This is a genomic window from Psychrobacter sp. TB20-MNA-CIBAN-0197 (assembly GCF_040309765.1).
GTDB classification, from domain to species: Bacteria; Pseudomonadota; Gammaproteobacteria; order Pseudomonadales; family Moraxellaceae; genus Psychrobacter; species Psychrobacter submarinus.
Genome location: NZ_JBEOPC010000002.1, coordinates 1 through 14,103 on the forward strand (window position 1 = coordinate 1; position 14,103 = coordinate 14,103).

A 14,103-nucleotide genomic window follows, 5' to 3' on the forward strand; every position below is an offset into this window, starting at 1 on the left:
TAAAAACTTTGATGCTAGCGCATCTAGGTCTTTTTTTCACCTTGCATTTGGTATTGCACTTCATGTGTTAATCTAAGTGATAAAAAACTTGTAAGATGGATTATCCATACCCATTACAATAGAGTTCAAAACTGTACCGAAACTTAATGAAGAGACATAACAATGACAAAGCATTATGATTATATTTCCATTGGCGGCGGTAGCGGCGGTATTGCCTCCATTAACCGTGCAGCAAGCTATGGCAAAAAGTGCGCGATTATCGAAGCGGAGCAATTAGGCGGCACTTGCGTCAATTGGGGCTGCGTACCCAAAAAGGTGATGTGGTACGGCGCGCAAGTCGCTGAGGCGATTGAGAAGTACGCGCCAGACTACGGATTCGAGGTTGAGTTAAAGAATTTCGATTTTCAAAAACTCATTCAAAGCCGTCAGCAGTACATCGAGAATATCCATCGCTCTTATGACAATAACTTAGCCAAAAATGGCGTGGAAGTGATTAAAGGCTTTGCTAAATTCGTCGATACCAATACCGTAGAGGTCAATGGCGAGCAAATCACTGCTGATCATATTTTGATTGCGACGGGCGGTCATCCTATTTTCCCTGATATCCCAGGCGCAGAGCACGGTATCGATTCTGATGGCTTCTTTGAATTGACTCATTTGCCCAAACGCGTCGCTATCGCAGGCGCAGGCTATATTGCTGTTGAAATCGCAGGCGTACTCAACAGCTTAGGCGCTGAGGTGCATCTATACGTGCGTCAGCATTCGCCGCTACGCTCGTTTGATCATACTATCGTCGAGGCGCTGCTGATAGAGATGGAGCAAGACGGTATTCATCTACATACCAACACTACGCTCACTGAGGTCAATAAAAACGAAGATGGCAGCTTAGAGCTATTTACTAAAGATGGCACGCTAGATACGGTTGATTGTCTGATTTGGGCGATTGGCCGCGCGCCGTCTACTGACAATATCAACTTGGAGGTGACCGGAGTCGAGACGACTGCCAATGGTAAAATCAAAGTCGATAAATTCCAAAATACCAATGTCGATGGTATTTACGCGGTCGGTGACATTATCGAAAACAGCATTGATCTGACACCAGTTGCTATCGCCGCTGGTAGGCGTCTGTCTGAGCGCTTGTTTAACAACAAGACCAATGAGCATTTGGTTTATGATTTGATACCGACGGTTATATTTACTCATCCCGCTATCGGTACTATTGGTTTATCTGAGATTGACGCGGTCAAGCTACATGGCAAAGACAACATTAAGTGCTACACCTCGACCTTTACCTCGATGTATAGCGCCGTGACTCAGCATCGCCAAAAGTGCGTAATGAAGCTGGTGTGCTTAGGTGATGAGGAGAAAATCATTGGCCTACATGGCATCGGTTACGGTGTCGATGAGATGCTGCAAGGGTTTGCCGTAGCAGTGAAGATGGGCGCGACCAAAGCAGACTTTGATAATACCGTTGCTATTCATCCAACCGGTGCAGAAGAGTTTGTGACAATGCGTTAGTGGGCGTTAACGAGCGTTAATGGGCGCTAGATGAGCGTTATAGGCGTTAACAAGTGTTATTGCTGTCACTAGAAGCTGATCAATAAAGAGTAAACATATAGAGTTAAATAACAAAAGGAGTGCCGCTTGGGCACTCCTTTTTTTTCATCGTTTGTATCTCATACCAACCACTATGGCGTCAATACCCATTCGCCATTGACATCACTGACCTTAAAAGCGCCGCTATCAGTACGACTATTGCCACCGATGGTTTGCGTGACATCAGCGGTACACAGATAAGTGTTGTCATCCTCAGTCGTATCACAGCTGACATTGTCTACGCTCTCAAGCGTTGGCATCATACCTGCCATCATGCCGCTCACAGCTTTTGCCATCTCATCATCGCCCGCTTGCACCATTGCATCGTCCATGATGCTATTGGCCTTGTCATACTGCGCCTGAATCAGCTCTTCTACGTCACTATCAGAGGGGCCGCTCGAGCAAGCGGCAAAGAGCGGTGTCAATACAGCGATGATTGCTAATTTTTTTATACGTCTCATCATATTCTCGTTTCGATTAGGTAGTGCTCAAAGTATACCTAAACACCCTTTAAAACCCAACATAATTTCTTTGTCAATAGCACTGCTTTTTATAGCCTTTTATCTTTGCTAGTATCTTGCTCTTTTTATGCCTTAGCCTCAAGTGACTTGCAGACAGTTCAATATCCTTGCTGTTATTATGCCAGTATTCTAATAAACGATAAGAGAGTTGCAAGATGGTAGCCGTCTACCTTTATATTTTACCTGTTGGCTTAGGCATTATGACTTTAGCAGCAAGTTTATTGTTCTTGTTTGCATTTTTGATGTCTGACGACCCTGCGACCCGCTTGCCTGCTTTTAACTGGTTCAAGCGCTTAATCATTGTGGCGTTTATCTTGCTCAGCATTGGGCTGTTTATGACTTTTGGTCACTTTTGGGGCGCATAAAGTAAAGTCCGCTGTTATGCGTTAACGATTTTCTCAAGCTCCAATAGCACTAAGTCATCGCGCTTAGGCTCGCCATTATTGCCATCGACAGGAAACGGCATACTATTACCATTTAGCTGATAACCGCGGCGCTGATAGTAGGCTAATAGCTCAGGGCGGTGACTTAAGATGGACATAGTAAGACGGGTGGGTTGATTGTTACTTTTTAGATGTCTTTCAGCGAAAGTTTCGGCGGCCTGCAATATCACGTTACCGATGCCCGCTCCTTGCAGCTTTGGATGTACGGCAAACATACCGATATAAGCTTTGTTACTATGAGATTTTTTATCTGAACCTGTCTCGACCTTTATATCGACAGCTATGCAGCCCAATAGCTCGCCTATCTCCTTGCCGCCGCGCTCGCCGGTATCGGTCTGTGGATAAACAAAAACATAGTGCTTAGGATTGGCAATGACGCCAGCTAGCTCGTCTGCCGTAGTGCGAATACCGCCCACCAAATCGGCCTCATTGGTCCAGCCTTCATCTTGGCGATAGCAGAGGTTTAAGAGTTGCTCTAAAGCGCTCACATCATTAGCATCCGCTTGCCGCAAAAATACTTTTGCTGCTTTGTCAGCAGTGTCATTGTCAGTTTTTTTGTTTTTCGCGGTATCAGTCATTTGGGTACTCTCTCGGGCTAAACATTACTGCTAATAAAAAGGGCTGACCTAATATACTAGGACAGCCTTTATGATAATTATTAACCGCTAATTAGTCTATGGTGATAGCGCATGGGCTTGCTCGATAATATCGAATCCTGCATTGATTTGAGCGCGGGTTGGCGCATGACCACGGCGTAATAATTCGCTAAAAGCAATCAGCTCTTTGTCTCGGCCTAGGGAGCTGGCGGCACTAGCGCGAGTATTCTCTCCTTCGTCATCAAAATAGTACTCAATGTAATCTAAATCGTCAGGCGTACCAAATAAAATGCCTTTATCTGGCGTCGCGGCATGACCACTATAGCGCAGGCTCTTGCCATATTGCGCCGTCCAAAAGAAAGGAATACGTTCCTCTAGCGTGTTAACGTTATCATCATTCAAGATAGCGCCTGCGGTTACGATACCATGCTGCAAGGCGACGCGCCAATGTTCGATACGCATACGTCCCATCTGATTGGTGGCTTTGGCAATATCGCCTAGCGCATATACACCATCGCGCAGCTGCAACTCGTTATCGACTTGTACGCCATCAGGATCATTTACCTGCTCAAGCAGATCAGTGCGCGGTGCTACTCCTGTACCCAAAATCACCACGTCCGCTGCCAGCGTACTGCCGTCTGACAGTGTGATACTGCTGACGTGACTGCCGTCTCCATCGATGCTCTCAACACCTGCACCAAACACAAAGCGCACCCCATTTTCTTCATGCAGTTTGACGAGCGCATTACTCACCGCCTCAGAGACGATATTGCTCATTACCCGCGCGCTACGACCAACGACAGTGATTGAGGCGGCCTCGCCTGCTTGCGATAACGCCGCTGCAGCTTCCATGCCGATAAACCCAGTACCCACGATGACCACCTGCTTATCTTGGCTGGCCTCTTTGATGGCTTTGGCGTCGCTCATGCTACGTAGCGTAAACACGCCTGCAAGATCAGCACCTTTAAACGGTGGTATCTTAGGTTCAGCGCCGGTCGCCACCACCAAAAAGTCTGCGCTTTGTTTTTCATTATCGCCATTGTTATTTTCGATAATAATGGCGTTCTCATTGGGCAAGACTTCGCTGACTCGCTGATTCAGACGCAAGTCGATATTGTTTCTATCAGCCCAATTTGAGCCGCCTAAAATAAGTTTACTCTCATCCATTTGACCTGCTAAAAACGCTTTGGACAACAAAGGGCGATTATAAGGCGCTTTATTGTCGGCACTGATTAGGGTGATTTTGCCGCCATAACCCGTGTGACGTAGCTGATTGGCGGTCATAAAGCCTGCACCGCCGCCGCCGACGATGATGGTATGCGTATCAGCGAGCTGATCGTTATCTGCTCGTTCGTTGATATTGCTAGTCGTATCAACGATTAAGTTGTCGCCTTGCCTAGTCACGCTATAGCGCGTCAAGCCTTTCATCGCAACCGGCTCTATCAGCGAGCCATCAATACTATCAAAAGTGCCGTGATGCCAAGGACAAATCACGCGATTACCGCAGCGTAGTCCTTCACCTAAGTCCGCGCCTGCATGAGGACATTTACCATCAAAAGCGTTAAACTCATCGCCATCGCGGGTGATTAAAATGATACTATCATCGTCTTGTTTGAACGACTTCATACCGCCATCTTTTATACCCTCTGCGCTAATAGTAATTTTGTTATTGTCAGTCATAAGTTATCCTTAACGTTTGCTATTTCATTATTAGGCATTGATCGTTAGTTGCTTCTACTAGGCTGATTGTGAAGCACTACTTTTTTAATATTGCAGATAAATAAGCACCATTAAAAATGGCGTTATCTTTAATAGTAGCAAGACCACTTGGCGGGCGATGTTTTTTTGTATATCTAGCGCGTTGCAAATCGTAACTTTTCAGCGGTTAATCCAAAACTCGATAGTTTAAGCGTTAAGCGTTTATGCTACTTTACTCAGTGAATCAACCTAAATGTCTTACTATAGTCAATTCACTTTAAGAGTGACATAGCGCTGCTGGAATGAATTTTGCGCAGCCTCTGTGACAACAGCACGCAAGTAAAATTTATACCAGTAGCGCGCTTAGATTTGTAACAATCTTTGTCTGATCTGACTATAATTCTTTTATCACTTATTAAATGACTTTCTTATGACTGCTATAGAGAATCAACATCTTGACCCTGCCACTATCGACTTTGCGGCAGTAACCCATTCCGCTGATCTACCTCAGCCTATGAAGCCACCTATCAAACAGGCGCTCTATAAAGCTAAGCCTGAAGACTTTGTGGTCAATGAGCGGTTAGAGGTAGACTTCACAGGCGAGGGTGAGCACTTGTGGCTACATATCAAAAAATCAGGGATTAATACCGCTTATTTAGCTAAATTACTCTCTGAATGGGCGGACATACCTTTGCGCGATGTCGGCTATTCAGGACTTAAAGATCGCCAAGCGCTAACGACGCAGTGGTTTAGTCTACGGCTGCCTAAAAAACAAAAGCCTGATAGCGACTTTGCGCCTGTAGATATCAAGGAGCATGAGACGGTCAAAATTATCGCTGAGCATTGGCATAATAAAAAATTAAATCGCGGTACGCATAACGCCAATCAATTTGTGATTACTCTACGTGATATTGAGTTTGCAAAAGATCAAACGCTGGGCGATAAATCATCCGTAGAGCAGCACTTACAGACCATCAGCAAGACCGGCGTGCCTAACTATTTTGGTCCGCAGCGCTTTGGTTTTGGTGGTAATAATATCCGCGAAGCGCTAAACCTATTTGCCAGACCGTTAAAAAGCACTTCATCAGCTAAAAAGAAAAATAAACGTAAAAGTGCCGTACGCGAGCAAAACTCGATGGAGTTATCGGCGGCGCGAAGCCTCATTTTTAATCAGATATTGGCCGCTAGAGTGCAAGACGGCAGCTGGAATACAGGATTAAATGGCGAGGTATTTAATCTAAATGGCTCAGGCTCGATATTTGCCAGCGAGCACATGGATGAGACCTTGCAAGCGCGATTGGCCAGCGGTGATATTCATCCAACCGCGGTCATGTGGGGCGCAGGCAATAATAAAGTAGCAGGAGAAGCTGCTAAATTAGAGGACACAGTCGTAAAGCAAGATGCTTTATTGGCGGCCTTAGCAACAGGACTTGAGCAGCGTGAGGTAAAAGCGCAAAGACGAGCACTGCGACTACCGGTTGAGGATTTGAGCTGGCGATGGGCGGATGAGCAAGATGGGGAGCAAACGCTGGTCTTGAGCTTTACGTTGACGACAGGCAGCTTTGCCACTAGCGTATTGGCAAGTGTAGTTGAGCATTTAACGGTACGCTAGCTTATAGACATTTATCTGTCATTAAGTTAACAACTGCGCCTCTATGCTTCCACTGCTAATAAATCATTAGCACTGACCACCTCATTGCGCCCTCTATCTTTGGCTTCGTATAGTGCTTTATCAGCGCTACTGATCAAGTGCTGGCAGATATCCTTTGGTAGCTGCTGCTGAATATCGGATAAAGCGTTAGCAGAACCGCTGGGTTTGTTTTGGCTAAATACTGCTGCTCGCGTGCGCGTCGGTTTCGCTTGTGAGCTGAGTAGCGCTCGTTCTTTTGAGAAGTGCCTGTCTTTGATCACCGTGAGCTCATCAGCCGTTAAGGTATAAATCCCTAAACTCGCAGTCACTTTGACACTATCCTTGTCCTCGGTTTGGATGACGTGTTCAGCGATTCTTACTCGCAACTGCTCAGCGATACTCAGGGTCTCAGCATGTGCTGTATTGGGTAGCACAATCAAAAACTCCTCACCCCCATAACGACTAATGATAGCGTCAGTCGTCGCTAGCGAATCAATTAAGACTTGCGCCACTTCGCGTAATACTTGATCGCCTACATTGTGGCCATAGCTGTCGTTAATTTCTTTAAAAAGATCTAAATCTAATAAAATCACACTATAGTCTTGCGTGGCTGTAGCGTCTGCTAAGGTCTGCTGCATTTGCGTCAAGCCATAACGGCGGTTATCTAAAGTCGTTAGCTCATCTTTATGGGCATGCTCCAAAATCTCCTTTCTACTCTCATCCAAGATATATAGCAGCTTACGAAAAATATAGACGGTAAAAAGCGCTTTAGGAAGTGCCAAATAGACATGAGTTGAGCGCCAAAAAAAAGTCGATGAGCGCTGTAGCTCACTAATATCATCCCAATCCAAGGTCTCTTTTGTGAAAATAAAAGCGGCAATAGCGTTTTCGATAGTCATAATCTCGTTATAAGTGAGATAACTATAAATATCAATCAGCGGAGAGATGACCGGCATTTGCCGCAAATTGGGCAAACTGATACCAAAGTAAGGAGAGATAATGGCCAGTAGCACTAAAAATATCTGTAATAAAAATATACGCCATGCATAACGACGCTTTATAAGCATCATCCCCAAAATAGCACCGCTAATCAGCGATACGCCAGCGACTAGACTACTGTAGCCGACCATGATGATAATAGAAGTGATATAAACCGTATAGAGCAGCACTAATGTAAGCTGCCAACGCAGTAGTTGTTTATAGTTACTTTTTATACGTGATAAATAACCAATCATCCACCACAGCAGCACCCCAGTGATCGTAACGCCTAACCAAAGCGGGTAAAACAGATGCATATCGACATAAGGTTCAACGGTATCTCGGCACAACCATACCACAAAAAACCACAACCAATGCAGAGCGACTTCTATAAAAATAAATAAGGCAAGTAGCGAGGTACGATCGGCTATTTGCCATTCAAATATAATCTGAGAGAGCTTCTTATAGCCTAATTGATATATCGAAATAGCCATGGATACGCAGCCGTATACAGGTTGGTATAAATAAATCGAGTTTTTTATTGATATTATCGAATGTAAAGTGCTGATTCAATAATAAAATCTCAATAGCTCAAAAAACTAACAGGCGCAAGTTTAGGGTTTGTTGAGCATTCGACCGTGGCACTGACAGAGACTATTTTTTAGACGATTTGCAGATAAAAATTGTAAGTATAGTCATTCTATACGTCAGTCTTGTGAATGTTCAACACGCCCTAGCAAGATAATGAATCAAAGGATTGCCAAATCCCTCGCTGCTCTTCATGCAAAGTAGGTACATCACCAAGGCGTCGCCAAGGCATGTTACTACCGTGAAAGTCGCTACCTATAGAGGTGGCTAGCTGATGCTCAGCGATAGTGCGATCGACCATACGCCGAGTGCTGACCGGCTCACTATCAGCCGGTAACTCACAGGCATCGCCGCCAAGCTCGGCAAACTCTTTGATGAGTTTACGCACTCGCGTGGCTGAGAGATGATAGCGGGTAGGATGCGCGAGCACTGCTTTGCCGCCGCATGCATGAATAAGCTCGATACCGCGTGCCATACTCAGCGCCTCAATCGCCACGTAAGCTGGCTTGTGATCTGCCAGATACTTGTCAAATGCCTTTTGTACCGTTTTGACCTCACCGCGCTCAAACAACACTTGCCCAATATGGGCGCGCCCTACTGCTTGCGGATTACCGCCTGCTTTAGTCAGTACATCTTGCCAAAGCTCATCATAATCGATAGCCAAAAGCTCACTGAGTTTTTCGGTGATTCGCTGACCGCGCGTCGCACGGCTGTCTTGCAGGTGCTGCAAGGTGGCATGCATCTGCGCGCGATCAGCAAAATCAAGCCCCACTACATGAATGATCTTGTTGGTGGATTTGTTTTTACCATAACCGCCCGTTAGCGTATGCTCACAACTGATCTCAACGCCGTTAATCAGCTGCATACCACAAGCAGTAGCTGCAGCTCTTGCTTCATCGATACCCAGCAGCGTGTCGTGATCGGTCAAAGCCAATACCTCAACGCCGGCGCTATGAGCACGCTGTACCACCTCAGTAGGCGCATAAGTGCCATCAGAGCAAGTACTGTGACAATGCAAGTCTATCTTCATAAAGCGGGCCTTAAAGTGTTATCGTCAGATCAAAATAAAGAAAGTAAAGGTAACAGCCATATCTGCTTGGTTATATATGGTTATTGCAGCTCTGACTGCTTTTGTTTAGTACAGTAGACGTGTAAACTACACTCTACGTTTTTGTTGGACATCTCATCTGCTATGAAAGCCTTATTAGACTTTATTCCCCTAATTGCCTTCTTCGTTGTTGCTAGGCAAAATGGTATTTTGGCAGCGGCGGGCGCTTTGCTTATCGCTACTGTCATCGTTTATGCCATTCACTTTATTCGCCAAAAAGGCAAATTCGATAAGCAGCAATGGGTGGTGTTATTATTGACCATTGTTTTTTGTGGCGGCACCTTGCTGCTGCGTGATGACGTTTATTTACGTTGGAAGTCCCCTATTATTAATGGCATCTTTGCCTTAACATTGTTTGTCAGCGCCGCTATTAATAAACCCTTAATGCAATTGGCGATGAAAGAGGTCTTCACTCTGACCATGAGCGGCTGGAAAAAGCTGACCGTCGCTTGGGCTTTGTTTTTTGTATTAATGGGTGTGCTTCATTATATCACGGCATTTACGATGTCTGATGAGGCTTGGATTAATTTTAAAACCTACGGCTGGATACCTATTATGCTGGTATTTATTATTGCGCAGTTCGCGGTATTAAAAAACCATATTAATCCGGCCTTGACGGATCAAAAACCTAAATAGCGCTTATTATTCAATGGTTTGCTCATACAACCCCTGAAGCTTATCGTGTTATGAGAGGTTGTTAATGAGCACCGACTATATACGAATAACAGCACTTTACTAAATGCTAATTTTGATAATAATAAGTCGTTATTATTCATTATTCTTATTAAAGGAAACCTAATGCCCTTATTTGTAATTATCGGTCACGATGTGGCAAATAGCAGTGCCCAGCGTAAGATCACGCGGACAGAACACGTCGAGCGCTTGCAAGCTCTAGAGCGCGACAAGCGTCTAATTATCGCTGGTCCCACGCCTATTGAACATGATGCGGCAGCGATGTCAGGTAGTGTTATTATCGCGGATTTTGAGTCGTTAGCAGCAGCGCAAGCTTGGGTCGATGCTGAGCCTTATCTACGCGATGGCGTGTATAGCCATGTCGATGTCAGACCTTTTATCCACACCCTACCTAGCGATAAGGTTTTATCATCGTGAGTCAAACCTCTTTAGTGCCAACTTATATCATCAAGTGCGCTTTGTTTGCTCTACTGGCTATGGCCTTACTGTTCAGCGCTGCTAGTGTGCAAGCGGCATCAGCCGTATCTTCTACAGAGCCAACAACCGCACAATCCGAGCCGGCTGAGACGTCAACGTCAGTGCGACCAGCGGCGACTACCGATGCCGATGGCAAACCAACGCTTGCCACTGAACTACAGCCAACAGACCAAGCGCTATCGGCCGCCAACCAACAGCTACTCAGCCGTAACGCGCAGTTGCAGCGACAAGTCAATGACTTGCAGACACAGGCTAATGTCTTGGTTTATGAGAGCAAAGGTCAGCTGTTTTTATACGGTGCTTTTACAGTGTTGATTAGCTTACTGGTCGGTATTTTTATCTCTTGGCTAGTATTTGTACGCCGAGAGCGCTGGTAGTTTTGCTAATTTTGATAGTTTAGATACCCTTAAGCTGTTCTATGTCTTACTAATCTTGCTAACCTTACAATGTTATTTCATAAATTAAGCTGATATAGTCGGTTATGTCAGCTACCTCCTTTCTTATCTCTCTTAGCCGTTGAGATCTCTATGTCTACTCTTGTCACTAATGTTACCAACACTAGCACTAGCGCTTATGCAAACCCGATTATCCCTGCCAATATCGCATGGCAGAGTGACGATAGCGGTAACCGAGTGCCGGTATCTGGTGAGTTTGGCGATGTGTATTTTTCTCATGCCGACGGCTTAGCTGAGTCGCGTTATGTTTTTATTCAGGGCAATCAGCTTGCTGAGCGCTTGGCCAATCTTAGAGCTCATCAGTGCTTTACTATTGCTGAATTAGGTTTTGGTACTGGCCTTAATCTGCTAGCGGTTTGGCAATTATGGCAACAGCTACGAGTCGAACATCCCAATCTAGACACTGCGCGACTGCATTTTATCACTACCGAGAAGCACCCTATCCTCCTGACAGACTTAAGGCAAATCTTGGGTATGTGGAGCATGCGCGCGCCTGAGCTGGCACAAAATATTGAAAGTTTTTTGGCGGTATACCCTAGCCTTATCGAAGGCTGTCATCGCTTGCATTTCGAGGAGGATAATCTCACCGTTGATATTTGGCTTGGTGAGGCTCAGAGTAGTCTAGCGAAATTAGCGACAGATACTGGAACTACTAGCACTGCGGATACTGAAACTGGAAGCAAACCACAAGTGGATGCTTGGTTTTTAGACGGTTTTGCCCCTTCTTGCAATGAGTCATTGTGGGCAGAGACGATTTTTGCGCAATTGCAGCGTCTCTCCTTTGTTGTCACTACCGCAGCCACTTATAGCTGTGCTGGAGTGGTCAAACGCGGCTTACAAGAGCATGGCTTTACGATAAACAAAGTCAAAGGCTTTGGCCGTAAGCGTGAGATGCTGACTGCCAGAGTCAGTGAGAGTTTGCCGACAACTCCTACTCAAGATAACTCTAAGCGAAGCTCTACCTTAGATAACTATCACTATATCGTTATTGGTGCTGGCGTTGCAGGGCTAATGCTGGCTTGGTCGTTGGCTAATCGCGGCATCAAAGTGACTCTACTGGATAAAACAGCGCCATTAGCAGGGGCATCGGGCAATCCGCGCGCCCTACTCGCACCGAAGATGACGCCACTTCATCACGCTAATGAGCACCTACATACGATCGGTTATCTCTATAGCAGCCGCTTCTATAAACAGCTCAATGAGCAAGCAAAAAAGCTAGATATCGCGCCTATTATCGAGCCGACAGCGGCGCTTGATTTACTACTAAAGGCTAATATCGACAGTAGTCAGATTAGTGCTTACCCTGATGATTTAGCGACAACCTTGCCAGCTAGCAAAGCAAGTGAATTGTCAGGATTAACGGCGCAGGATTTGACTGAGAACTTATATCTACCGCAGTCAGGTCTAATCAATCCGCAAGCATTAAAGGACGTTATTCTGGCTCATCCACTGATTCGCTTTAAACGCTTAGAAGTGACTCAGATAGACGAGCAAAAAGACCATATCAGCGTTAGCGGTCACAATCATACAGAACAAAGCGCTAGTACAATCACACTACAAGCAGTAAATGTAGTAATTTGCGCCGCGTTTGAGAGTCATCAGTTAGACGAGCGTATTTTTGATTGTCGTAAGATACGTGGGCAGCTGTCTTGGTTTACGCCGACTGCTAAACAGCTTGGCAGTCTACCGAAACTACCGCTTAAATATGGCGGGTATTGTAGTCTATTTACGCCAAAAACTGGCGATGCTAAGTTAAATCCTGTAGCAGAAGGAGAGTCGCAGTTTTTATTGGGTGCAAGTTTTGTGCGTAATGATATTGATACTAGTGTAAGAGCAGATGAGCATGAGGTTAGCCGTGATAAATTAATCACAGCTATTCCTGAGCTTGACGCTATTGTTCCAAGCGATATGCAGTCTTGGCAAGCGCGCGCAGGCGTACGCACGCAAACGCCAGACTATCATCCTATCGTTGGTCAACTAACGGGCAGTCAGCGCCTATGGGTAATGAGTGCGATGGGCGCAAAAGGCTATGCCTTTGCACCGGTATGTGCCGAGGCTTTGGCTGATATTATGTTAGGAGCGTTTGCGCCTTTATCAAGCGAGATGATGAGCAAGTTATCGCCGAATCGTAAACGCCTGCAGACGCCACTAACCTCATAGCGAGAGCAACTGATGCCTTATCAACAAACCACCCTAACCCTACCCGCCTACTCGCGCGGTATTCATATTATTACGCCGCAGATTAACCAAGCTATCGACAAGCTGATATCGAGAGATACAAAAATAGGCTTAGTGCATCTATTTTTGCAGCATACCTCAGCCAGCCTTGCTATCAATGAAAATGCCGACCCTGATGTGCGCTTAGATACTGAAGATTGGCTTAATAAAGTTGCGCCCGCCGATCAGCCCCATTATCGTCATACACTTGAGGGAAGCGACGACTTGCCTGCACACTTTAAAAGCATAATGCTTGGGGTGAGCTTAACCATACCACTTGTGAATGGCGCGTTAGGACTCGGTACTTGGCAAGGAATTTATTTGTGCGAGCACCGAGATTATGGTGGTAAGCGCCGAGTGGTTATTACGGTCAGCAGTTAAGTTTGTACAAAATAAAAAAGTGGTTAGCTTAGGGTGGGCTTAAATTTAACTCATCTGTTACGTGTTACAGCGCTTGTATATCAATAATAAGGCATCGATTATGAAAAACTTATCTACGACTCAGCCTAAAACTCGCCTACTACCTATTATGGCTTTAGGTATAGCAAGCTTCGCATTGATAGCTTGCCAACAAGAGCCTGAAACTGAAACGGTAGTCATTGAGGAGTCAGCCGCGCCTGTAGCAACAACAGTTGAAGAAACCGATGTCAATAATGAAGAAAATGAGCAAAAATCGGCGACAATTGTAGAAGAGACGTCAAGCGAGCATGATATTGAGCTTGAGTCACTTGAGGACGACCTTGGCGCAGCAGGAGTGACGACTAACACAGAGACCAGCAGCCCAAACCCAGAGCAGGCGATAAAAGGCACGCAGATTACCGATGTAGAGTATCGCAGTGCTAGTGGTGAGAGCCTATCGGTAGTTTTTGAGACATCAGCGACAGGTGTTTTGAATGCGATTGTTACCCTACCTAATAGACCTAAACTGACCTTGAGCGCGCCAGAGGGTCAAGGTAATAACCCTACTTATCGCTCCAAGGATGGTAGCATAGAGCTGGTCAGTCATGGCGGCGGTAGTAGTATAGATCTAATAGAAAACGGCAATATCACAAGTTATGAAGCGACTAGCGCTGAGGCGGAAGTAGTGACTCAGACTTAGTGTT

14 protein-coding genes are annotated in these 14,103 nt (G+C 45.6%); 9 read left to right on the forward strand and 5 right to left on the reverse strand.

Going from position 1 to position 14,103, the window contains the following annotated elements; genetic code table 11:
- Positions 1-162: 162 nt before the first annotated feature.
- Positions 163-1,518: a glutathione-disulfide reductase gene (gene gorA / locus AAEY83_RS00715; protein WP_025644532.1), complete on the forward strand. Its 1,356-nt coding sequence runs from the start codon at positions 163-165 to the stop codon at positions 1,516-1,518.
- 170 nt (positions 1,519-1,688) lie between these two features.
- Here the strand turns inward: gorA and AAEY83_RS00720 are convergent, their stop codons facing one another.
- On the reverse strand, positions 1,689-2,057 hold the full coding sequence (locus AAEY83_RS00720) for a hypothetical protein (RefSeq protein ID WP_025644534.1): 369 nt from the start codon (positions 2,055-2,057) through the stop codon (positions 1,689-1,691).
- Positions 2,058-2,272: 215 nt separating this feature from the next.
- Here AAEY83_RS00720 and AAEY83_RS00725 point away from each other — a divergent pair, with 215 nt between their 5' ends.
- Positions 2,273-2,482: a hypothetical protein gene (locus tag AAEY83_RS00725; protein ID WP_025644536.1), complete on the forward strand. Its 210-nt coding sequence runs from the start codon at positions 2,273-2,275 to the stop codon at positions 2,480-2,482.
- A gap of 14 nt (positions 2,483-2,496) precedes the next feature.
- On the opposite strand, the gene AAEY83_RS00730 is transcribed toward AAEY83_RS00725, so the two are convergent.
- Together AAEY83_RS00730 and AAEY83_RS00735 are read right to left on the reverse strand one after the other, a co-directional pair.
- Positions 2,497-3,138, reverse strand: coding sequence for a GNAT family N-acetyltransferase (locus AAEY83_RS00730; protein ID WP_025644538.1), 642 nt, complete (start codon positions 3,136-3,138; stop codon positions 2,497-2,499).
- A 96-nt stretch (positions 3,139-3,234) separates the two neighbouring features.
- Positions 3,235-4,836 (reverse strand): FAD-dependent oxidoreductase, encoded by a 1,602-nt coding sequence (locus AAEY83_RS00735; RefSeq protein ID WP_025644541.1) that lies wholly within the window; start codon positions 4,834-4,836, stop codon positions 3,235-3,237.
- Between the two features lie 448 nt (positions 4,837-5,284).
- Here AAEY83_RS00735 and truD point away from each other — a divergent pair, with 448 nt between their 5' ends.
- Positions 5,285-6,466, forward strand: a complete 1,182-nt coding sequence (gene truD / locus AAEY83_RS00740) for a tRNA pseudouridine(13) synthase TruD (protein ID WP_025644543.1) — start codon at positions 5,285-5,287, stop codon at positions 6,464-6,466.
- Positions 6,467-6,507: 41 nt separating this feature from the next.
- On the opposite strand, the gene AAEY83_RS00745 is transcribed toward truD, so the two are convergent.
- Complete coding sequence (locus AAEY83_RS00745) at positions 6,508-7,956, reverse strand: GGDEF domain-containing protein (protein ID WP_025644545.1); 1,449 nt, start codon at positions 7,954-7,956, stop codon at positions 6,508-6,510.
- A 239-nt stretch (positions 7,957-8,195) separates the two neighbouring features.
- The gene (locus tag AAEY83_RS00750; RefSeq protein WP_025644546.1) at positions 8,196-9,080 is read right to left on the reverse strand and encodes a PHP domain-containing protein; all 885 of its coding nucleotides are present in this window, start codon (positions 9,078-9,080) and stop codon (positions 8,196-8,198) included.
- 162 nt (positions 9,081-9,242) lie between these two features.
- Here AAEY83_RS00750 and ispZ point away from each other — a divergent pair, with 162 nt between their 5' ends.
- The 6 genes from ispZ to AAEY83_RS00780 all read left to right on the forward strand — a co-directional run bounded on the left by ispZ (position 9,243) and on the right by AAEY83_RS00780 (position 14,099).
- Positions 9,243-9,794 (forward strand): septation protein IspZ, encoded by a 552-nt coding sequence (ispZ, locus tag AAEY83_RS00755; RefSeq protein ID WP_025644548.1) that lies wholly within the window; start codon positions 9,243-9,245, stop codon positions 9,792-9,794.
- Between the two features lie 162 nt (positions 9,795-9,956).
- Positions 9,957-10,268, forward strand: coding sequence for a YciI family protein (locus AAEY83_RS00760; protein ID WP_025644550.1), 312 nt, complete (start codon positions 9,957-9,959; stop codon positions 10,266-10,268).
- The gene (locus AAEY83_RS00765; protein ID WP_025644552.1) at positions 10,265-10,705 is read left to right on the forward strand and encodes an SH3 domain-containing protein; all 441 of its coding nucleotides are present in this window, start codon (positions 10,265-10,267) and stop codon (positions 10,703-10,705) included. Before AAEY83_RS00760 ends, AAEY83_RS00765 begins: the two co-directional genes overlap by 4 nt.
- 150 nt (positions 10,706-10,855) lie before the next feature.
- Complete coding sequence (mnmC1, locus tag AAEY83_RS00770; protein WP_025644554.1) at positions 10,856-12,943, forward strand: FAD-dependent 5-carboxymethylaminomethyl-2-thiouridine(34) oxidoreductase MnmC1; 2,088 nt, start codon at positions 10,856-10,858, stop codon at positions 12,941-12,943.
- 12 nt (positions 12,944-12,955) lie between these two features.
- On the forward strand, positions 12,956-13,381 hold the full coding sequence (locus tag AAEY83_RS00775) for a secondary thiamine-phosphate synthase enzyme YjbQ (protein WP_025644556.1): 426 nt from the start codon (positions 12,956-12,958) through the stop codon (positions 13,379-13,381).
- Between the two features lie 100 nt (positions 13,382-13,481).
- Positions 13,482-14,099 (forward strand): hypothetical protein, encoded by a 618-nt coding sequence (locus AAEY83_RS00780; protein WP_025644558.1) that lies wholly within the window; start codon positions 13,482-13,484, stop codon positions 14,097-14,099.
- The last annotated feature ends 4 nt before the right edge of the window (positions 14,100-14,103 follow it).